This window comes from Collinsella aerofaciens (assembly GCF_040910245.1).
Classification (GTDB): domain Bacteria; phylum Actinomycetota; class Coriobacteriia; order Coriobacteriales; family Coriobacteriaceae; genus Collinsella.
In genome coordinates this window covers 1-21,966 of record NZ_JBDGAY010000030.1, presented here as the reverse complement: position 1 = coordinate 21,966, position 21,966 = coordinate 1, and the positions used below count along the sequence as shown (strand labels likewise).

Annotated in this window: 16 protein-coding genes; 5 read left to right on the top strand and 11 right to left on the bottom strand. The window is 59.6% G+C overall.

The genetic code is table 11. The annotated features are described in order from the left end of the window. Positions 1–523 precede the first annotated feature (523 nt). Positions 524–1,189, top strand: coding sequence for an HAD family hydrolase (locus AB5Z20_RS09255; protein WP_368157078.1), 666 nt, complete (start codon positions 524–526; stop codon positions 1,187–1,189). Between the two features lie 338 nt (positions 1,190–1,527). Here AB5Z20_RS09255 and AB5Z20_RS09250 read toward each other — a convergent pair whose 3' ends face one another. The 4 genes from AB5Z20_RS09250 to AB5Z20_RS09235 form a co-directional block, all read right to left on the bottom strand. Then, complete coding sequence (locus AB5Z20_RS09250) at positions 1,528–2,085, bottom strand: hypothetical protein (RefSeq protein WP_368157076.1); 558 nt, start codon at positions 2,083–2,085, stop codon at positions 1,528–1,530. A gap of 233 nt (positions 2,086–2,318) precedes the next feature. Next, positions 2,319–2,855, bottom strand: a complete 537-nt coding sequence (locus AB5Z20_RS09245) for a PTS sugar transporter subunit IIA (protein ID WP_117758613.1) — start codon at positions 2,853–2,855, stop codon at positions 2,319–2,321. Positions 2,856–3,005: 150 nt separating this feature from the next. Continuing rightward, positions 3,006–4,454: a glycoside hydrolase family 1 protein gene (locus tag AB5Z20_RS09240; protein ID WP_368157074.1), complete on the bottom strand. Its 1,449-nt coding sequence runs from the start codon at positions 4,452–4,454 to the stop codon at positions 3,006–3,008. Between the two features lie 173 nt (positions 4,455–4,627). Continuing rightward, positions 4,628–5,635 carry an AraC family transcriptional regulator gene (locus AB5Z20_RS09235; protein ID WP_368157072.1) on the bottom strand — a complete coding sequence of 336 codons (1,008 nt, stop codon included), beginning with the start codon at positions 5,633–5,635 and terminating at the stop codon, positions 4,628–4,630. Positions 5,636–5,751: 116 nt separating this feature from the next. Here AB5Z20_RS09235 and AB5Z20_RS09230 point away from each other — a divergent pair, with 116 nt between their 5' ends. Both AB5Z20_RS09230 and AB5Z20_RS09225 read left to right on the top strand, forming a co-directional pair. After that, positions 5,752–8,322, top strand: coding sequence for a hypothetical protein (locus AB5Z20_RS09230; protein ID WP_368157070.1), 2,571 nt, complete (start codon positions 5,752–5,754; stop codon positions 8,320–8,322). Between the two features lie 42 nt (positions 8,323–8,364). After that, positions 8,365–9,219: a MurR/RpiR family transcriptional regulator gene (locus tag AB5Z20_RS09225; RefSeq protein ID WP_368157068.1), complete on the top strand. Its 855-nt coding sequence runs from the start codon at positions 8,365–8,367 to the stop codon at positions 9,217–9,219. A gap of 295 nt (positions 9,220–9,514) precedes the next feature. On the opposite strand, the gene pyrE is transcribed toward AB5Z20_RS09225, so the two are convergent. The 5 genes from pyrE to AB5Z20_RS09200 all read right to left on the bottom strand — a co-directional run bounded on the left by pyrE (position 9,515) and on the right by AB5Z20_RS09200 (position 16,096). Then, positions 9,515–10,198 carry an orotate phosphoribosyltransferase gene (gene pyrE, locus AB5Z20_RS09220; RefSeq protein WP_368157067.1) on the bottom strand — a complete coding sequence of 228 codons (684 nt, stop codon included), beginning with the start codon at positions 10,196–10,198 and terminating at the stop codon, positions 9,515–9,517. Positions 10,199–10,317: 119 nt separating this feature from the next. Then, entirely contained in the window at positions 10,318–11,853 is a 1,536-nt protein-coding gene (locus AB5Z20_RS09215) for a helix-turn-helix transcriptional regulator (protein WP_161160606.1), read from the bottom strand. Positions 11,854–12,160: 307 nt separating this feature from the next. Continuing rightward, positions 12,161–13,072 (bottom strand): ROK family protein, encoded by a 912-nt coding sequence (locus AB5Z20_RS09210; protein ID WP_161160607.1) that lies wholly within the window; start codon positions 13,070–13,072, stop codon positions 12,161–12,163. A gap of 111 nt (positions 13,073–13,183) precedes the next feature. After that, complete coding sequence (locus AB5Z20_RS09205) at positions 13,184–14,716, bottom strand: DUF5605 domain-containing protein (protein ID WP_368157065.1); 1,533 nt, start codon at positions 14,714–14,716, stop codon at positions 13,184–13,186. Positions 14,717–14,803: 87 nt separating this feature from the next. Next, on the bottom strand, positions 14,804–16,096 hold the full coding sequence (locus AB5Z20_RS09200; RefSeq protein WP_156597836.1) for an MFS transporter: 1,293 nt from the start codon (positions 16,094–16,096) through the stop codon (positions 14,804–14,806). Positions 16,097–16,403: 307 nt separating this feature from the next. Between AB5Z20_RS09200 and AB5Z20_RS09195 the strand changes: the two genes are divergently transcribed. Continuing rightward, positions 16,404–17,045, top strand: coding sequence for a TetR/AcrR family transcriptional regulator (locus tag AB5Z20_RS09195; protein WP_368145617.1), 642 nt, complete (start codon positions 16,404–16,406; stop codon positions 17,043–17,045). A gap of 103 nt (positions 17,046–17,148) precedes the next feature. Here the strand turns inward: AB5Z20_RS09195 and AB5Z20_RS09190 are convergent, their stop codons facing one another. Both AB5Z20_RS09190 and AB5Z20_RS09185 read right to left on the bottom strand, forming a co-directional pair. Then, positions 17,149–18,462 carry an apiosidase-like domain-containing protein gene (locus AB5Z20_RS09190; protein WP_161160610.1) on the bottom strand — a complete coding sequence of 438 codons (1,314 nt, stop codon included), beginning with the start codon at positions 18,460–18,462 and terminating at the stop codon, positions 17,149–17,151. Between the two features lie 210 nt (positions 18,463–18,672). Next, a complete protein-coding gene (locus AB5Z20_RS09185) occupies positions 18,673–20,100 on the bottom strand; it encodes a PTS transporter subunit EIIC (protein WP_368157063.1) in 1,428 nt (475 codons plus the stop codon). 490 nt (positions 20,101–20,590) lie between these two features. Between AB5Z20_RS09185 and AB5Z20_RS09180 the strand changes: the two genes are divergently transcribed. Beyond that, positions 20,591–21,928: a prolyl oligopeptidase family serine peptidase gene (locus AB5Z20_RS09180; protein ID WP_161160612.1), complete on the top strand. Its 1,338-nt coding sequence runs from the start codon at positions 20,591–20,593 to the stop codon at positions 21,926–21,928. The last annotated feature ends 38 nt before the right edge of the window (positions 21,929–21,966 follow it).

The window sequence follows — 21,966 nt, the reverse complement described above, 5'->3', positions numbered from 1 at the left end:
ATGGCCTGGCGTCAGCATGCCGCGATTCAGTCGCGCGGGCAGCATTTCCCAGTTGACAAAACTATAGGAACACCCCCTAAACGCCTTCTTAGCAAAAGCCGGTAACCTCATACGTTCTCCCCTCCACACGGAGCCCGAACTACCCACCGACAATATGCGTAATGAGAACACTTTAGCTGGGTAAATCGGATTGAATATGCAGTTATCAGCTTATCTTATGTGTTAAGGAAGTATGGACACGGCACTCGTAACAACCCGTGACCGGTCGTTTGCATCTGGCAGGCGGCATTCCCCGCAGGGTTGAACAGGCCGATAAGCCCCGTGCGCAAGATTGAGCGGGCCGAGTGTCCCCCGTGGGGCTGAGGGGGCCAAATGTACCTGTTAGAGGCCATTTAAGCGTTTTAACGGGGACTTTTGGCCCCCTCAGTCCCACGAGGGACATTTGGCCCGCTCATGCCCGACTGGAACGGCACGCGCTATCATGGGTGCCGTTTTGATGAGTCATCTTGATGGGAGCGTACCTATGGCAGCTTTTTCCACCGTGATCTTTGACCTTGACGGCACCATCCTCAACACGCTCGAGGACCTGGCAGCCGCCGGTAACCATACCTGCGAGATGCACGGTTGGCCCACGTTTGCCGTTGACGAATACCGCTATAAGGTGGGAAACGGCATGCTCAAGCTGGTCGAGCGCTTTATGCCCGCCGAGTATGCGGGCGACGGGCGCGCCTTTGAGCAGTCGCTTGCCGAATTTAGGGCTTACTACGGCGAGCACAAGGAGGACCACACTGCCCCCTATGCCGGCACGATCGAGATGCTCGACCGCCTGCGCGCCGCGGGTGTGCAGCTTGCCGTGCTCACTAACAAGGACCACGTCTCGGCGGCTCCGCTTATCGAGAAGTATTTTGGTTCCGAGCGCTTTGCGCTGGTACAGGGCCGTGTCGATGCGTTTCCACCCAAGCCCGAAGCACCCGTCACGCTGCATGTGATGGAGGAGCTGGGTGCCGATCCGGCAACCACACTCTATGTGGGCGATTCCAATGTCGATATCCTGACCGGCCACAACGCCGGCCTTAAGAGCGCGGGCGTCAGCTGGGGCTTCCGCGGCCGCGCAGAGCTGGAAGCCGCCGGCGCCGACTACGTGGTGGACACCCAAGCAGAGCTCGCGGCGCTGGTGCTGGGCGAGTAACCGCTCATCCCTTCCACGGGTAGCTAATGTGGGACGGGACTCTTTTAGTTGCCCCCGCAACAAAGAAATGTCCCCGACTGCCGGCAGAAAAGGAACGTCCCCAAGTGCCGCCTTCGACAGCGATGGCAACGCCACAGGCACAAGTGCCACTTTAAGCCAGCCAAGAGAACGCCGTTGTTTTGGCAACGACAGCGAAAGCCCGCCAGAGCGAGCAAGGTGCCTTGAAACAAGGCGGCATTGACCTTCTGGTCATGCCGCCGAAGTTGAAAGGCAGATTGCCGCTCTGGCGGGCTTGCAGCGTCGAGCAGTTGCGGCGTTTGGTAAAACGCCGCAACGAACTAGCTCATCATCGCATTCATCATCTCGGTGGTTGCGGAATCGTCGGCAGACCACTCGTTATCCTCGTTGGCGGAATACTTAAAGGTGACCTTGGTGTCCTTGGTCTTAGCGGCCTTGGTCACGTCGACCATCACCTGACCGGCCATCTTGTACAGGTCGTCCTCGGAAGGCGTCGTATCGAGTGCGGCGACCTTCTCCTGATACTGGGTGGCAAAATCTTCGACGATCTTGTTCATGGACTTGCAGGTGATGGTGACCTCGGCAGTCGCAGTACCCTTGTCCTCGTCAACCGTCACATCGCCGATCTTGTAGTCAAAGCCCTCGAGATAGCTCTTGGCATACTCCTTGGGATCGATGCCCAGCTGCTCAAACTCGTCGCCCGAAGCCTCTTCCAGGCCGGAGAGGAAGTCATCGCCGCCGTTCTTGATCTCGTCAAACTGACTCGTAAGGTCATTGGTGATGAGCTCCTCCACCGAAGGCCCTCCGCAGCCGGAAAGCAAAACCACGCACGCGACCAGGGCAGCCATCAGGGGCGCAAGCAGCAGCTTCTTTTTCATGACATTCCTCCAAACAAGCGGCGCCGCGCTCCCTACGCAGCGCACGTCGTGACAGTAAGTCCATATTAGCGGCCCGGCCCAACCCCCTGCGTCGCAAAAGCGCAGGCGGATCAATTTGACGAACGAATGGCCCTTAAAGCAAGCCCCCTGCAATAAAATGCACCTGCTTAGCCTATTAAAAAAGGGTGGCCGGATAACCCGACCACCCTTGTGCATCTTCTGGATGCCGCAGACTACTTGCGGACGACCTTAACGATGGCGTCACCGGCGGCGACGGCAGACTCGGCCTCGACGGCGAGCTCGACATCGGCAAACTCGGCGGTGTTGGACACGGCCACGACGACGCAGTCCTTGTAACCGGCGGCAGCGATCTTGGCGCGGTCGATCTTGAGCAAGGGCTGGCCGGCCTTCACGACGTCGTCGGCCTTGACGAAGCCCTCGAAGCCGTCGCCGTTCATGTTGACAGTATCGACGCCAACGTGCACCAGAACCTCGATGCCGCTATCGGACTGCAGGCCCACGGCGTGACCCATGGTGACGGTCACCTTGCCGTCGCAGGGAGCGTAGACCAGGTCGTCCTCGGGCCACACGGCGCAGCCCTTGCCCAGAACCTCGCCACCAAAGACGGGATCGGGCACGTCGGCCATCTTGATGACCTTGCCCTTGACGGGCGAGCACAGCACGTCGGCACCGGCAGAAGCAGAGATGGAGGCCGGAGCAGCAGCTGCCGCGGGCTCAGCCTTCTTCTTGAACATGTCAAACAGACCCATACGTTTTCTCCTTTTGATTAAGCGCAACGTTATGCGCATGCCTATGGTGATTATAGTGCCAAATGATCAAATTGCTAAGGTGAGGGCTCGAATCGCAAGCCCTTCCAAGCCCTTCCCAAAACCTTTTACCAGTGGCACTCATATTGTCGATTACTCCAAGCCCTCGGTGCCGTTGGACTTGATGATCTTCTGATATGCGAAGAAGCTGTCCTTGCGGCGGCGCTCGTAGGTACCGGTGCCGTCGTCGTACTTATCGACGTGGATGAAGCCGTAGCGCTTGCGCATCTCGCCAGTGCCGGCGGAAACCAGGTCGATGGGACCCCACCAGGTGTAGGCGATCAGGTCAACGCCGTCGGCGATGGCCTCGCCCATAGCCTTGATGTGGCTCTGCAGATAGGCGATGCGGTACGGGTCGTGGATGGAGCCGTCCTCCTCGACCTCGTCGTAGGCACCCATGCCGTTCTCGACCACCATCAGCGGAATCTCGTAGCGGGCGTAAATCTCGTTGAGGGCAATGCGCAGGCCCAGCGGATCGATCTGCCAGCCCCAGTCGGTGGACTCCAGATAGGGATTCTTGCCGCCAAAGGTCATGTTGCCCTCGGTCATCTCGTGGTCCTTGTGGGTGCCCACGGTGCCGGACATGTAGTAGCTAAAGGTGTAGAAATCAACCTTGCCGTCGGCGATATCCTGCAGGTCGCCGTCCTCCATCACGAGCTCAACATCGTTCTCGGCCCAGAAGCGCTTGGCATAGAACGGGTACTTGCCGCGCACCTGTACGTCGGAGCAATACCAGTTCATGGTGTTCATCTCCTGCTGCGTGGCGAACACGTCGGCCGGATCGCACGTGGCGGCATAGGAGAGGATGAAGCAGTCCATGTTGCCCATCTTAAACTGCGGGTAATGCTCGTGGGCATAGCGCACGACGCGGCCGCTGGCGACAAACTGGTGATGCAGCGCCTGCATACGAGCCTGCGGCGTGGTATGGACCGCCGATGCCGGACCCTCAAAGCCCTGAATCATGCTGGTCTCAAAGAGGTTGCCCATGTCCTGAGTACCGCAGTTGATCTCGTTGAAGGTGAGCCAGAACTTGACCTTGTCCTGATAGCGGTCGAAGACGGTCTGGCAGTACTTCTCAAAGAAGCTGATGAGCTCGCGGCTCGCCCAGCCGTTGTATTTCTCGACCAGGTGATAGGGCATCTCGTAGTGCGAGAGGGTCACGAGCGGCTCGATATTGTGGGCGTGCAGGCAGTCGAAGACGCGGTCGTAGAAGGCGAGACCGGCCTCATTGGGCTCAGCGTCGTCGCCGTTGGGGAAGATACGGCTCCAGGAGATGGACATGCGGAACATATTGAAGCCCATCTCGGCGAACAGCGCGATGTCTTCCTCGTAGTGATGGTAGAAATCGATACCGTCATGATTGGGGTAGAAGCGGTTGGGGTCGATGTCGATCGTAATCTGACGTGGCTCCTTGTAGCTGCCGCCCAAGAAATGGTCGTCGACGGAAGGACCGCGGCCGTCCACGTTCCAAGCGCCCTCAAACTGGTTGGCGGCGGTGGCGCCACCCCAATAGAAACCCTTGGGGAACTTGATGTTTGCCATGAGCATCTCCTTTGCATCGCGGGTCGATAATCCGAGTATCGCCTGCGCACGGGACGGGCAGAAGCGGGCGCGCCAAACCCGACACTTCTTTTCGCGCCCACGGACCGCCGCCGCCCCGTCCCTGACACTTCCTGATACCGACCAACAAAGGGACAGGTTTATTTTGGAAGGTTTTATCTGGGCAAACGCCGGCGGTAGGCGGCCGGCGTGCAGCCATAGCGCTCGGCAAATTTTTTGTAGAAGAAGCTCATATTGGCATAGCCCACCTCGCGCGCTGCGGCCTCTGCAGTAGCACCGGTGTCGAGTAGAGCCGCCGCGCGTGTCAGGCGGCTCTCCTGCACGAGCTGCATAAACGTGCGGCCCGTCTGCCGCTTGAGCAGCGCGCTCGCGTAGTTGGGACTCAGGTGCAGGTGGTGGGCTAAGTCGTCGAGTGTGCAATCGCAAGCATGCCGCTCGATGTAGCTCATCGCCGCCGCAACCTGCGCCGAGGGAAGTGCGGGCGCGTCCGTTTGCAGCAGCGCGGCCTCGTAGCTTTGCATAAGCTCGACCAGCAGCAGCTCGAACAGCCTCGAGGCAATCTGAGGACTCGCCGCTGTCGGCTCCAGGAGTTCGCAGAGCATCTCCTGCATGTACCGGCGCACGCGACGGCTGCCACCCGTGCGGAAATGCACGTGACCGCGGTGGTCGGTTTCGTCATTGAGGGCGTTGAGTAGAAATCGCGAGACAGTACCTGCGGACGAAAGGCTCTGATCCAGGCTGCGGCGCAACATCGGCCGCGAGATGACAATGCTCAGCATAATGTCATGCTCACCCAGCTCGCCTATGGCGTGCGGACATGCCGCATCGAGCAGGAGCACCTCATTTTGGGCGAGTGTGAGTTGTGCGCCGTTGACAATCTGCGGCGCGTTTCCGCAATAGACATAGCTGATTTCGACATAGTCGTGCACGTGCTCCGGTACGGGATTGAAACGCGAGTTGCGCACAATTGACAGGCCCTCGGGCATACCTTTTTGATGCAGAGCGCGCATTCGATTGCCGATCTTATGGACGTGATTATCGTCGATTTCCGGCTGAAAATCCCAGTCGAACGCATCGCACCAGTCATAGCGGGCACCCGCGCGGTATGCGCGCTCGCTATCGGTCAGCTCGAGCAAAAGATTGTCTAAACGTGCGATATCCATAGCTCCACCATCGTTGATTTAGTCATATTCTGCCGTGGTTTTGATATTAGCAGGGCAGCGCGGACGACGTACCCTGACTTCAATCGATTTAAAAGGTTGGTTTTAGAGGAGTGGATATGGCAGCATACGGCAACCATGTGCTTCCGTTCTTGTGGCTCAAGGGCGAAGAACGCGAGACGATTACCGAATACTTAGAGCAGATTGCCGGCGCAGACATCCATGAGGTCTGCCTTGAGTCGCGCACGCATCCCGAATTTTGCCGCGACGACTGGTGGTCCGACCTGCGTTTTATCATTGGCGAGTGCAAGCGCCTGGGCCTTAAGATCTGGCTGCTCGATGATGCCCACTTTCCCACGGGCTACGCCAACGGCGCGCTTGCAGGCGAGGATGTAGACCCCGCGCTCAAGAAGACTGTGCTTAAGCATCACACGGTAACGGTCGTTGGACCCCAGCCGTCCACGACCATCAAGCTCGGCAACCTCATGGATCCCACGGAGCACTTTGTGGGCGCGGCGGGTTTTGACGCTGCCGGCGCATCGCTCGACCTTGAGCTCGCCGTTGAGCAAACCGAGGGCGGCACTCCCGCCTGCCTGCGCTTTGACGCTCCCGCCGGCGTCACCACCCTCGAGCTCTACGTCACCAGCCAAAAGACCGGCTTTCGCGATGAATACATCAACATGGTCGACGCCGATTCGTGCCGCATGCTCATCAACGCCGTCTACGAACCCACATTCACGCATCTGGGCGACGAGTTCGGCAAGACCATTCTGGGGTTCTTTACCGATGAGCCTGGCTTTATGAACGAGAAGGGTGCGACCCTCGAAGACGCTTCTACCAGCAGCTTTATCGGACGCGGTGACATGGCGCTGCCATGGTCGGACGAACTTGCGCGACGCCTGCACGAGGCACTGGGCACAAATTGGCTGAGTGAGCTCCGCGGGCTTTGGACGCGCGACCCCGCCGGCGCTCGGGTCCGCCACACCTACATGGACATCGCCACGCAACTCTACCGTGCGTGCTTTGACGAGCAGATTGGTGACTGGTGCCGCGAGCGCGGCGTTATGCACATTGGCCATGTAATCGAGGACAAGAGCTGCCACACACGCTTGGGCCAGGGCGCTGGGCACTACTTCCGCGCTGTCGCCGGTCAGGACATGGCGGGCATCGATGTGGTTATTAACCAGCTCGCCCCCGGCATCGACCACGGCCCTTACAGCTACTTCCATGGCGCATGGAACATGGAGTTCTTTACCTACGCGCTTGCCAAACTGGGCTCTTCGGCCGCGCGCCTCGACCCCAAAAAGCAAGGGCGCTGCATGGCCGAGGTCTTTGGCGCCTTTGGCTGGCACGAGGGCTTGCGCGAGATGAAATGGATTGCCGACCACATGCTCGTCCGCGGCGTCAATTGGTTTACGCCGCACGCGTTTAGCATGGCGCCCTTCCCCGATTGGGACTGCCCGCCGCACTTTTACGCGCACGGCAATAACCCGCAGTGGCCGCACTTTGGCCAGCTCATGAGCTATATGAACCGTACGGCAACGCTGCTTTCGGAAGGCTGTGCCACGCGCCCCGTCGCCATCCTGTACCATGCCGATGCCGAATGGGCCGGTAGCGCCATGCCTATCGAGCGCGTGGCGGCAGAGTTCACGCGCGCGCAGATCGACTTTGATTTTGTGCCCGCCGAGGCTTTTGAGGACAAGAGCCGCTACAAGGTTTCGATTGCCGATGGATTGCTTGGTGTTAACAACTGCCACTACCAGGCATTTGTTATGCCCGGTGCTACGTTTATTGGCGCGGAGACGGCAAAGGCGGCGAGATACATGACGGATGCAGGCGTTATGGTGCTTGCCGTCGACGAGGTGCCCGGCGCATTCTACGATTCCGATGGCGCTGTCGAGCTGGGAGGACTCGTCGCAACGCCGCTCGCCGATGTCGCCCGCGCGCTTGCAAGCGCGGGACTGCAGACCGTTGTGCCTGACACACCGCAACCCTGGCTACGCGCGCTTCGTTACGAGCGCGCCGGCGAGACCTACGTTATGCTCGTCAACGAGCACCCACGCGAGCGCATCGACTGCACGGTTGCGCTTGCGACAGGCGAGCGCCTTTGCGGCACGCGGCTCGACCTGTTAAACGGTATCGAGCCCGTTGCGTTTGACGGTGCGTTGGAGCTCGCACCCTTCGAGAGCTGCTTCGTTGTTTTGGAAGCGAGCAGCGAGGATGCGCCCGGAGACGGCGCAATCGACGCTGATGCATCGCTCGACCTGCGCATCGAAGGCCCATGGACCGTTGCCCTCTCCCCTGCCGGCAGCAATGGCGCCTTTGGTGAAGCACAAGAGCTCAAACACCTGGGCGACCTTACGGCCGACCTGTTCACCGGCACCTGCGGCACCTACCGATATCATGCGTCGTTTGAGCTGGCCAACGATTGCGCCGACGCCATGATCGACCTAGGAGACGTCTACGAAACCGCGACGCTCGCGCTCGATGGGCGCCCGCTCGGCACACGCATCTGCCCGCCCTACCGTTTTGCCGCCGGCGCACTTTCCACCGGTGCGCATGAGCTCACGATCGACATCATCAACACGCTCGATCATGCGATTCCCGACATCTTCGGTCTCACCGAACCCGTCGCCCCGAGCGGCATCCTCGGCCCCGTTACCCTTTGCGGGCAAAACCTGCCAAAATAAACCTGTCCCTTTTTGGCAGGTTTGTTGAGTGTGGGAGTTCGCATGGATATCAAACGCAAGATTTCCGAGGCACAGGGCCTTACCCCTACCGAGCAACAGCTCGGCATTGCAGCCCTTGCCATCGGCGAGGACATCCGCGGGCTTTCTATTAAGGAATTTGCCGCACGCACCAACGTTTCGGTCGCGAGTGTGCACCGTTTTTGCAAAAAGCTCGGCCTCGAGGGATTCAAAGACCTCAAGGTCGAGCTTATTCGCTTGGCAACCGAGGCGGGCAACCGGCGCGACGTGGACATCAACTTTCCCTTTGATGCTACGTCCAGCCCCGCGCAGGTTATGGAGCGCATGGAGGGGCTCTACCAGACCACGCTGGCCGAAACGCAGGAGCTGCTCGACCCCACGCAGCTTGACCACGCCGCCAAGCTCATTGCGAACGCCCGACAGGTCGACATCTACACGGGCTCGCACAACCTCTATCCAGCGGGAATGTTCCGCGACCGCCTGCTCTCCGCCGGTAAAAGCGCGACGTGCCACGACGGTGTCGAGGCCCAGGTGCGAACGGCGCTCGCCTCGGGCCCCGACCATGCGGCAATCGTCATCTCCTACAGCGGCCTTGCCCCCAACCTCAAGGACATCTTGCCGATCCTCAGCAGTCGACATGTCCCGGTCATCGTCATCGGCACGCCTTATTGCGCGCGCATTCACCCTGGCTTTGCCGCCTACCTTACGGTGAGTGACCACGAGAGCATGACGCATCGCATCACGCAGTTCGCCAGCCATATCGCCGTGCAATACGTGCTCGATTCGCTCTACAGCAGCTACTTCGCCAAAGACTACGCCCACTGCTCCGAATTCCTGGAGCGCTCGTTCCCCTACACCCGCCTCCCGGGGCTCAAGTAGCGACGAGCGTGGATAATCTCCCACTTTGAGGCCGTACATAGACCAAAACCGGGAGATTATCCACGCTCATTTCTGACTAGTCATTTAAGAACGTCCCCAATGACTACCCATCCGGAGCAAGGCAACGCCGCAAGAAGAGGACGGACAGTGAGCGACGTCCAGAGCGAACAAGTTGGCATGAAAAAGGCAAGGCATAGACCTTCTGGTCATGCCTCGCCTTTTGAATGACAAATTGTCGCCCTGGGCGGCGCGCAGCGTCGGGCCGTTACGCGGGTTGGTAGACCCGCGTAACCACCTACTCCTGTGCTCCGTACTGCTCGTAGTAAGCGTCGATGGCGGCCTTGAGCTCGTCGTCGATGACGACCTTGCCGTCGATCTCGTGGTTGTAGAGAGTCTCGACGACCTCGGCCATGGAAACGATGCTCGCGACGGGGAAGCCGTACTTGGCCTCGATCTCCTTCTGCGCGGTGGTCACGCCGCCCTTGCCGACCTCCATGCGGTTGAGAGACACGATGAGGCCCTTGATCTCGACATCGGCAGCAGCCTTGACCTTGGGATAGGTCTCATCGATGGACTTACCGCTGGTGGTGACGTCCTCGACCATGACCACGCGGTCGCCGTCCTGAGGCTCATAGCCCAGCAGGTTGCCCTTGTCGGCACCGTGGTCCTTGGCCTCCTTGCGGTCGCAGCAGTACTTGACCTCCTTGCCGTACAGCTCGTGGTAGGCAATTGCGGTCACGACGGCCAGCGGAATACCCTTGTAGGCCGGTCCAAACAGCACATCAAAGTCGTCGCCAAAGTTATCGTGGATGGCCTGGGCGTAATACTCGCCCAGCTTCTTGAGCTGATAGCCCGTCACGTAAGCGCCGGCGTTCATAAAGAACGGGGACTGACGGCCGCTCTTGAGCGTAAAGCTGCCGAACTTAAGAACGTCGGACTCGACCATGAACTTGATGAACTCTTGCTTGTAAGCCTCCATGCGGGCTCCTCTCGTAATCGCGTACGTGCCTTCCAGTTTAGCGCAGGCGAAGCGTCGATGCGGGCGCGCTTTGAGGCCACACCCCCGTTAGAGTAAGGGACTGGTCGGCGTCTCACACGTTAGTCATTTGGTGTCCAGGACCAGAAGAAGTTGATAAGGGCCACGCGCGAGGCGGTGCCGGTCTTTTTGTTGATCGAGGAAATGTGACGGTAGAGCGTGGAGCGCGAAAGGAAAAGCGTTGCGGCGATGTCCTGAACGCTCTGGTCCGAAACGACCAAGGCCTCAAGAATATCGCGCTCGCGCTCTGTAAGCTCAAAGGTGGCGACGAAGGCATCGAGGCGTTCATCGGACGTGAGCTCCGCTGCCTCCACGGGCTCGGAGTCGGAGCATGTGGGCGCAAGATCCCCACCAAGATCATCAGTGGCAAGCGGCAGGCCGTCCTGCATCACGACATCATCGGCCCGTTGCCCCAACTGCCCCAGCAGCGTAATCGCAATACCCACAAACATCACGAGCGCCGCGCCGACTGCCACCAGCACGTTTTGACTCGAGATGATCGCCACCGCCGGCGCCGTCACGAGCATCGAGCACACGTTGTTGACGACGCGACCCATGCACGGCCAAAAATATGACCAGCGCGCATAGAGTGAGATGGCGGCGAATTTTGTGGTAAAGAACACCACAAAGAAGCCCGAGCCCAGATAAAAGATGATCGTGGCAGCAAGCTCGTTGCCGCCATTGCCATCGATGATGAGCACAAAGAACGAAAGCGTGGACAGCATGGCGACACATGTCATGCCGATATTCATATACGAGCGGTCGTGCAGGTCAAATAGTGCGCCGGCGGCCAACGAGCTCACGACAAGCAGCAGGCGCGGCCAGTCACCCAAATCAACGGCTCCGGTAGCATACAGGGTTGTGAGGCCCGCGTTGAGAGCGGCGAATACGCCGGAAAGATACGCTGTCGCCACGGTCAGGCGAACTACGGTGCGGCGAAATGCCGCCTTTGCCTCGGGATCGTCATGCCATTTGGCGCCATATTCCAGAGCATCTACCGAAAGCCCGGCAGCACTGGGTTCGAAGTTGGGATCGGACTCGTCGCGCAGCTTGGCGCGTCGGGCACCGTGGAGCAACGCTACCTGCGCGATCGCACAGATGACCAGAACAGCCTGCTGAGGAATACCAACAGGCATCGCCATGTGGTTGAACACCTGTACCAGAACGCCCATGGCATAGGAAAGTGCTGCGGCGCGCGCCAAGCAGGGCGTCCGCGCAAAGCGTCGCGCAAAGTTTGCGTGGGCAGTCGATCCGCAGTAGCCCAGGGCGCAGCACGCCACCAGGCCGCCGGCAATTACCACCTCAAACCGCACTGCCATAATCATCAGCAGCAACGCCGATACCAAAAGCACGCCTGTAATATCGCTCGTCGCATCGATCGTCTGGGGACGGCGATAGTACAGAAATGGGCGCACGAAAAAGCCAATCACGCTCGCGCCGACAACGATGCTCTCGTAGATGACGACCTCACTCGATGGCACGAACTCGGCTATGCGCACATCAAAAAGATACTCGCACGCCAAAAACGTGAAGAAGAACAGCGCCAGGCATATAATCTCCCGAATGCCCCGACGCAGATATGCGGTTGTGTCTCCCATGCCCCTCACGGTTAACCCCCGGCCGCTTAATTGGTCTGGAATCTATTTTAATAAAGAATCAATCTCAATATCAAAACCAAGCTCGAAATGCTGCTAATTCGACCCCAGTCGTCTACATCACGCCGAGATTTTGAGCCGCATGGCCCAGAAGGGGCACGCGCGACCTCTAGCTCGGCAAGGAGTGTTTTCAACTGCGCTCATTTAAGTACGTCCCCAATGAGTAAAACCACCCCCATTTCCCGTGCTAAGGAAATAGGGGCGGTTCACGCCGGCCTTTATCTTTTTCGACAGCCTTGTTTGGCTCGCGCTACACCAGGCGCATGGCCTCCTGGACAGTACCGTAAAGGTTGGCGTCGTTGCCGAGCTCGGCCACCTTTATCTGCGGCACAGGAATGCCAGCAAGGGTCCCTTCGTAACTCGCGAGGGCCAGCGGCATCTGCGCACGCAGGGCATCGACGAGCTCGGGATGGCACGAGATGCCGCCTGCGATCACAAAGACCTCGGGGTCGAGCACGGCCTGCAGGTTGATGAGCTGTCCGTCAAATGCGCGAGCGTAGCGGTCGAGCGCGCGCTGCGCCGCTATGTCGCCATCCGCGATCCACTCAAAGACGCGGCGGCCGTCCACCGGAGAATCCGCAGGCAGGCCCTTCTCGGCAACGGCGGCATCGCGGAGCGCGCGCCAACCGCCCGAGCCCGCAAAGGAGTTTTCCATGCTCGCGGCAGTCGTGACATCGTTGCGCAAGAAGCTGAACTCGCCTGCAAAGCAGTGCGCGCCGCGCAGGACCTTGCCGTCGATGACGATACCGCCGCCGATGCCCGTGCCAATAGCGAGTACCACGCCAAAACGCGTCCCGCGCAGGGCGCCAGCCGCATACTCACCGAGTGCACAGCACTTACCGTCGTTATTGACGGCAACCGGCACCCCCAGCGCCTCGCGCATGAGCTTTCCCAGTGGGCAGCCGTCCATAAACGTGAGCGCACCGCCGCGATGGATCGTTCCCGTGACATCTCCCTCGTAAATACCGCCGGGTGCGCTCACGCCTACGGCGTTCACGCGCTCGCGGTACGGCTCGACGAGCCCGATCAACGCCGAAACGGTCTCCTCAGCCGTGGTAAAGCCCGTCGGCAGGCTCCCGCGCTCGCGGATGGAAAAATCCTCGCCCAGCACAGCCCATTTAACGGCCGTGCCGCCCACATCGATTCCAAAGAACTCCTGCATATTCGCCCCTCACGTGCCATAGCCCCGAACGCGCATCGCCGCGACCACCACAGGGGCTGCCCTTATGATGGTCGTGCAGCAAATCGCGCCCGGAGCCGATTATCTCTATTATTACGCCTCTACTTTAGTCAGACGAAGCAACATATACTGCTTACTAGGGAGGTCGATGCGGAACTTGCCCTCAAAGGTTCCGGGAAGCTCTTCCTCCGTCATGTCCCATGTGTCCACGACATTCACCTTGTAACGAGCGCCCGCCTCGCCCTCAAACTCACGATACGCCGGACGGTTGAACCCAAAGTACATAAGGACATCGGCAGTCCCGTGGCCATGATCGTTGGACATACAGGTGACATCCCAGGTAAACGTACCGTCAAGGATGCCGACCTCATCGGGCACCCAGTCAAAATCGGCCGGCAGCGCCTCCATGTAGCGACGGCAAAAGCCAATGCGATCGGGCGAATCGCCGTAGAGCTTGCCGCCGTGCGCCCACCACAGCTTGGGTCCGCGGTCGACGTAGGTCTCACCGTGGGTCACATAACCGCCACGCAAACTGCCCTCCCAAAAACGACGTACGAGTTCCTGAGCGGTCAGGTTACCCCAGCCCCAGTTGATGTTGCCCTCATAGCCGACCTCGTCGATCAAAACCGGCTTGCTATACTGCGCGCGCAGCATGGTGACGTCCTCGGCTGTGTTCTTGAGGTCGCACCTCTGGTAGCTCACGTGCGTAATCCACGGATGACTGTGGTCAAAGATCTCACGGCAATTGTGGATACTGCGCAGATGACCATACGGGTCGTTCGCCATGATGATACGGGCATAGCGGTCCCAGTCCTCGGCCGGCTTCCACGGCATAAGGTCCCACTCATTGGCAAGGCTCCACCAAATGTTCTTGTATGCCGAGAAGCGACGAGCGACATACGTCAGGTAGAAAATATCCTCCTCGCGCGTCATACGAGAGAAGCCCCAGTCCTCAGGCTTGTCATACGGATGCAAAACGATGAGATCCGCCTGGATGCCCAGCTCGTCAAGCTGCTCGATGCGGTGCTCGAGGTTTTCCCAAAACGGCTCATAGAAGCGAAAATGGTCGAAATCGCCCTTCTCGCCTTCATAGGCATACATCGCTGGGTCCTCAACGTTATAGTCGTAGAACTTGGGGAAGACGCACATGCGAATCTTGTTAAAAGGTGCCTCTGCGAGCGTCTCGAGCGTCTGCTCCTGCAGCTGAACATCCTGGTTGGTCCAGGCATAGCATGTGGTGCCAAAGGGCAGGTAGCGCGTTCCATCCTCGTAGGCAAAGTTGAAATCCTCGTCAGTAATGAACGGAGCTCCGTGGGCGAGCACATCCTTTGCCAGCAGCACGCGACCATGATTGGCGCCCGTGGCGGGCACGGCCTCAAAAGAGCCGGCGGCACCATCGAGCTCGGGGTCATTGGAGCTCACCGTGTAGCTCCAGACACCGGCACTCTCGGGCATAAAGTTGATTCCGTAGCAGCCATTGCCCTTGTAGAAGCCATGGACCTCAAAGCTGTCCTGGCCATCCGCGCGGTCAAATCGCGCCGACAGCTCGACTTCGACATAGGGATTGCCGGCCGCAGTGCCCGCGAGCTCGAGCTTAAACACCTTGTACTGCTCGACGATAGTCATGATAACGCCTCCAAGTTAAGCGATTGAATAGTCGGAGTCCGTCGGGCAACACGAACGCAGCCCGACGGAATGAAAGAGAGTGGCAAATTACTTGGCGCTCTTGATGAGCATGATGGACACATAGCCCACGGCGATGAGCACGATGGAGATTGGGAACGCCATGAAATAGGAGCCAGTGGCGACAACGATTGCCGAGGTCACGATGGGACCAAGGATCTGACCGATGGTGTTGGCGATATTGAGGATGCCCAGGTCCTTGCCGGCGTTCTCCTTATCGGGCAGAACATCGACATTGAGCGCCTGGTCCACGGAAGAGTAGATACCGTAGCCAAGTCCGGCGAGCAGAGCAAATCCGTACATGCCGATAACGGACTTAAGTAGCCAGGGCAGGGCGATACCGATACACATCATAATCGTTGCGACGAGGATGATAGGCTTGCGGCGGCCGATCTTGTCGGAGATGGCGCCCGAGGTAAGCGAGGCGACAAGCGACACGACCATGATCACGACGGACATACTCGAAAGAACTGCGCCGGCTTCTGCCACGGGAAGACCGATATACTTCTCGAGGATATAGAGCTGATAGCCGTTGATGCAGAAGTAACCGAAGATGAGGAGCAGACGGCCAAAGAGCGCCAGATAAAAGTCGCGGCAGTTCTTGGTGGGCGGAACGAACATGAGCAGCAGCGACTTGAGATTGAGCTTCTCAGACTGCTCGCCCTCGTCAAGAGCGGCAGACTTCTCGCGCGGCCAAATGATGACGGCGAGGATGCCGGTCAGCAACCAAGAGACCGTGCCGATGATAAAGCCAGGAACTGGGTTGGAGAGGAACTGCGTACCGATGATGGTGCCAATCGACTGGCCGGCCGTTGCGCCGCCGCCATAGAATGCGGAGAGCGTGCCGCGCTTGTTAAGCGGGATGCGGTCGGAAAGCACGGCAACAGCAGGGGCAAGCATGCAGTTGAGGCCAATCTGCAGCACGCACCAGGAGGCGACGATCATGGGAAGTGTGGTCGCGACCGAAGTGCTCCAGAAAGCACAGCCGCAGATAAAACCGCCGAGAACGATAAACGGCGTGCGCTTGCCAAAGCGGCTGTGGCAGTGGTCGGAAAGCGCGCCGAAAACGAGATTTGAGAACAGGGCGAAGATCGAACCGACCGAGTTCATCGCCGCGAGAATTGCCTCGGGCTGGCCAATATTAAGGCCGTTAAAACGCTCGGGGAACAAGACGTTGGAGCCGATTGTTCCCGACATCATCCACATGATTCCGAAGATGATAAAGCCGATCATAAAGCGCCATGTCTCGGTTTTGGTCATGGGCTTTCCGGTATCGGGGGCGATGGCGTTCTCGTCAATCGCCGCGGCGGTTTGATTTGCCATGGAATAGATCCTCTCTGCGATGGAATGCGCGAGGGCGCTCGTGCACCAAGGGTCAAGGGGTCAAACCCGCTGGATGCGGCGGCCGTGGAATGGGGTACGGCTGCTCGCGAGCGTCTGTTGAGTTGTTACTTACTAACTAGTAAGTAACTCCACGACCTGTATAGTACGCTTACTAAGTACTTAGTAACCTATAAGAGCGGTAAACGGTTGTTTTGAACCGCTGAACGGCTGAGGTAAGCTATGGGGGTATACAAAAGGCATTTGGCGGCAATACTCGAGCCGCCCTAAATAAGGCAGCGCGATTTATATGGACACTCAGAAAACTCCCACACCCGCGGCAAAGAAACGCAGCGCTGCGGCGCAGGAACGCCTTGACCAGATTGTTTCGGCGGCCGTGCGGCTTATCAACGCGCGCGGCTTTAACGGCATGTCGCTCCAGGCGGTAGCCGACGAGGTGGGCATCACCCAGGCGGGCGTGCTGCACTACGTGGGCAGCAAGCACGGGCTTTTGGTCGAGGTGATCCGTCGCTATTACGATCGCAGCTCAACCTTAGACGACTATCTCTCCCTCTTTCATCCTGGCGGGGCATTTGAGGGCCAGAGCCCCAAGATTCCCGAATACTGCCGTCTGCTCGTGGCGGAGAACAACAGTCAGCCCGAGCTCGTCATGCTCTTCCAGATGCTCAATACCGAGGCCATGAGCACGGAGAGCCCCCTGCACGAGTATTTCAACGACCGCTCGCGCGGAGTTATCGAGCCCGAGCCCGATGTTAACTGGAGCGTTCCCGAGGGAATCGACGCCACCGAAGCCATCTCGTGCGCGCTGGCGGCGATGTACGGATTGGAAGGCCGTTGGGTGGCGCGACCCGACGAGATCGACTATCCCGCCGAGTGGTCTAAGTTCGAGGACATCCTCTTTCCCCTTCCCCTCTGGGAGGGCTACCGTTAAGAGCGGCGGTATGCAATCGCCATTACCAACCGCAACGGCTGTGTCGATACAAAAAGGCCCGGGCTACCACCCGGGCCTTTTCTCTTGCGTTATTCCGTTTTCCTTAACGCGCCGGCGAGACCACGAGCAGCGCGTCGCGCTCAAAGGGATGCTGGGCCACGCGCACGGTGCCGTCACCGTTGTCGCGGACGGGCAGCTTGGCGATGCGCTTGTCCTCCATGTCGAGGACCGTCGCCGTCCAGTCGCGCGCACCGTCGAGCTTAAACTTGAGCGCCGTGGTACGCGGCAGGTACGTGACGACGCGATCGCCAACGCGCGCCACACGAATGGCCTCGCGCGCGTCATCGAGCAGCTCCTGCGCCGGAACCACGGCAAGTGCGTCATCGCCAGCCGTAGCGCCCAGGCCGGCAAGCACATGCTCGATCGCGCCAAAGTCCCAAACGCCCGCAAACTGCAGGCACTCCTGCCAGCGGAACGGCATATCGAAGCCCTCGCCCAGCACCGAGCCCTGGCTCTTGCTGGTCTGCCAGTTCCAAACGCCGTGCGCGCCATAGGTCACACCTGCACTGGCGCCGGCGAGGATCGACGACCACACGCTCGCGCGGCAGTCCTGCGCGGTGAACCGCCAGTACACGTTGCGCGAGGCGCCCATCTGCTCGTAACAGGGCTCGGAGTTGACCATCGGCTTTTTGGGATAGTTGGCGATAAAGTCCTGCGGCAGGCGCCAGGCCTCGGGCTGGCCCTCGTAGTTGTGGCCGGGCTGGAACATGTAGAAGTCCAGGCGGTCCAGGTACTGCAACGGAATGGTGCGGTTGCCGCGGTTGATATGCATGGTGCGCAACGCTTCGGGCGCGCGCTGGACAACTTCGTCGAGGGCATCCTCGTAATAGGCGATCGCCTCGTCGCTGGTAAAGTCGGTATCGCCCGTCACCACATAGACGGGGTCGAACTCGCCCAGGTTCTCGACGACGCGGGCAACGTGGGCACGGACCTCCTCGCGCGGCATAACCTCGGCACCGCAACGCTCAGCAATCTTGGCGCCCCAGGTACCGGGCACGTAGTTGCACCACATAAGCACGAGTGCCGGACGAATGCCGTGCTCGACGGCAGCGCGGCACATGGCGGCAGCACGGTCCCAGTACGCCTGGTTGGGACGGGACCAATCAAAATGCACGCCGTCCTCGCTGGCATAGGGCCAAATGCCCAGATCGGGACAGCAGCGGTCCCACTGCGGCAGCGTGTTGATCTGCAGCACGTTCATGCCCTGCTCGGCGCGACGGGTCAGATAGTAGTCCCAATCGGCCTCGGTAATGCTCGTAAACGCGCTCCAGCACGTATCGGCAAACCAAAAGAACGGTTTGCCCTCGCACAAAAAGCCGTCCTGACGACCGTTAACGGTCAGCTTTCCCAAACTCATCTGCATGCCCTTTCGTTTGATAAAGGAGTTGCGAACCGGCAGATTCTTTCGCGGTAACCCCGCGCGAAAGCCCCTGGCGCTTAGCAAGCCCCGGCGAGTAGGCGCCGCGCGCCCCCAATCAGTCTACCTTGTAAGAAGGGCCCCGCCGGGCTTGCGCCTGACGGGGCCCTGTCGTGTAGGTAAGGTCGTATGCGTCCGAATGGTTTGGCCTTAGGCCTCCATCTCGGCGAGCTCCTCCTTGGAGAAGCCAGTGGCAAAGACGACGGCAGCGGCGATGACAAAGGAGATTGCCATACCGACGATAGCCCAGACGGTGTTCATCTGGCCACCCTGCAGGTAGTTGGTGAAGACCAGGAAGTTGGAGGCACCGCCGGCCAGGTAGTAGGTAACACCCATGAGGCCGGAGAACACAGCGCCGATGGCACCGCCGATGAACATACCGAACATGGTGCGACGGAAGCGCATGAGGATACCGAAGAGCGCGGGCTCGGTGACGCCGCCGGCGATGGCGGAGATGACGTAGCCCAGGGCGAGACCCTTCTCGTCGGGGTTCTTCATCTTGAGGAAGGCACCGAAGGCGCAGCCCCAGACAGCGGCCATAGCGCAGTTGGTGGAAACGAAGACGAAGGGATCGTAGCCGGCAGCGATGATCTGAACCTGAGCGAGCAGGATGACGGGCATGTGCATGCCGCAGACCACGAAGAGCTGCCAGAAGGCGCCGAGGACGGCCATGACGATCAGGATACCGACGCCACCCATGTCAGCGAGACCGAAGAGGGCGTTAGCGATGAGGCTGCCGATCTCGTTGCCGAGCGGGGCGAGGACGATGAAGGCGATGGGGATGGTAACGATCATGGTGCAGAACGGCGTGAAGACCGTGGAGAGCACGTCGGGCATGACCTTCTTAAAGAACTTCTCGACGAAGTAGAGGACAGGCACCGAAAGGATAATCGGCAGGACGGACTGCTGATAGTTGGCAGCGGCGATCTGAATGCCGTAGACGGAGATGATTCCGCCGCCATCCTGGGTCGCGACACTCACGACGGACGGGGCCATGAGGGCGCCGCCGAGGAGCATGCCCAGAACCGGAGAGGCGCCGAGCTTCTTAGCGGCGGCATAGCCCAGGTAGATGGGGATAAAGGTGAACGTGGCCTCGTACAGGGTGGTGTAGAGGAACGTGTAGGTCGGATCGGTGTCAGAGAGAACGCCGAGCATGGTGGGACCGAGGACCGCAGCGATGGTGCGGAACAGACCGCCGGCCATGAGCAGCGGGATCAGCTGGGTCATGGAGCCCGACAGATAGTCGAGGATGATGTTCGGCAGGTTCTTGAGCTCGAACTTCTCCTTGGGAGCATCGAGGTTCTCGTCGACCGCGGCACCCTGCTTGACGCCGGACATGGCGACGAACTCGGCGAGCACCTTGGGCACGTTCTGGCCGATGATGACCTGGAGCTGGCTGCCGGCGAACTGGCAACCCAGAACACCCTTGACCTTCTTGATCTTCTCCACGTCGGCCTTGTTGTTGTCCTTGAGCGTCAGACGCAGGCGCGTCATGCAGTTGGTGGCGACGGAAACATTCTCCGCACCGCCCACGAGCTCGAGGACATCGGTGGCAATCTGCTTGTTATCTACTGCCATGGGACCCCTCCCCATATCATCGTGTGCCTACTCGTTTGGGCGTAGGCACGCCTTTGGCTCGGCGACTATAACCCCTTACGGCCACCGAACCCTTGGATACGCTGTCGTAAACAATGTGTTTACTGAACGTTTACGGGCTTTAGTTTATACGGAACGTCTAATTTGTGGCAATTTTGCCGTCTGTAGTCCGGTGAACGGTAGGAAATCGGGGGTGAACGTACTTGAACGGTAAGGGATTGTCTATTTGACGCTCTGCTGCTAAATGCCTATTTACGTGGTCTTTTAATTTGGTAAACACCTCTATTCTTTGTTGACCCATAAACAAAAGCCCTGCTAAATGGTGATAAACGAATGTTTAGTAATTTGTTGAGTGTTCATTTTGACCGTTTACCGAGTTCATCTGCCTGTTCTGTAGCTCTGCATTAAACTAAACATGTTTAAGTTGTATTGCCGCTGATGTTTACCACTCGCGGCGCAGAGGAGGCAGCTCATGGAACTCAAATCGTGCACCTACGCAACCGTCACCACGCTGGGAGACTTTGGCCCCTGGATCAGCAAAGTCGTGCTCGACCTGCCGTGCACCGTTCACGCCAACGATATCGATGCGCGCACCTTCCATATATATGTAGAGCGCCATGAACGCACGGGCGAGATCCTGATGCGCAAAGAGCGCGGCGCCGACCACGCCGCACCTTCCGTAGGCTATGTCGACGTCCTCGCCGCCTATCCGTGCGATGAGTGCGGACGCAAGCTCGCCTTTGGCACCCATGTGGCGCTCGAGATCGCCGAGCAGCGCCTGACCAAGAAGATCGAGGGCAGCGTGATGGGCTCGCGCTTGCTCGACGACCAGCTGCGCATCACGCAGCTCGCGGCCCTTCCCGGCAATGACGGTGACGATCCAACCTGCGGCCTGGTCTTTGACACCTGCCGCGGCGACATCTGTCCCGCGCTCAAGGGCTGGAGCAATGCCACGCAAAAGACCGCCGTCAACGGCATCGCGCTCGAGTACGGCTTCTTTGAGCCCAGCTTTAAGGCCGAGGACTCCGCCTGCTTCAACCCCTTCGCGCCCGAAACGACAGTCGTGCCCCAGAAGGCCCCGCTCGTGGTGTACCTGCACGGCGCTGGCGAGGGCAAGGGCGCTACGCAAGGCGAGGGCGCCACGCGCGCTTATATCGGCAACCGCGTGACGGCCATCAGCCAGGCGCAGATCCAACGCTACTTTGGCGGCTTTGCCTGGGTTCTCGTGCCGCAGTCGCCCACGTTTTGGATGGACAACAGCACTGAGCAGCTCGGCCACTCCAACCAGAGCATCTACTCCCCCGTCATTAAGGCGCTCATCGACGAGTTTGTCGCCGAGCATGCCGACCGCATCGACACCGACCGTATCGTGGTCGCTGGCCTTTCCAACGGCGGCTTTATGACGCTGCGCCTGTGCGCCGACTACCCCGATTTCTTCGCGGCGGGCCTTCCCTGCTGCGCGCCGTGGTACAACGCCACGGACGAGGACGTGACCGCCCTTGCCAAGACGCCGCTGTGGTTTACGCACTCCAAGGGCGATGAGCTCGTGATCCCGCAGGAGACCGTGCTGCCGCTCACGGCTCGCCTGCGCGCTGTCGGCGCCAACGTGCACCTCACGTACTTTAGCCATGTCGAGGACCTGACCGGGCGCTACCGCGAGGCCGACGGCTCGCCCAAGAAGACGTTCAACCATGGCGTGTGGATCCACCAATTCAACGACCTGTGTTATCAAGACTTCGACGGGGGTAACGTACTCATCGACGGCGAGCCGGTGGGCTGCTGGGAGTGGTCGGCCAGAGTTTCGAGGTAACCATCCCATCGGGGGCCCTGACCTTTAGTTTTGTAAAC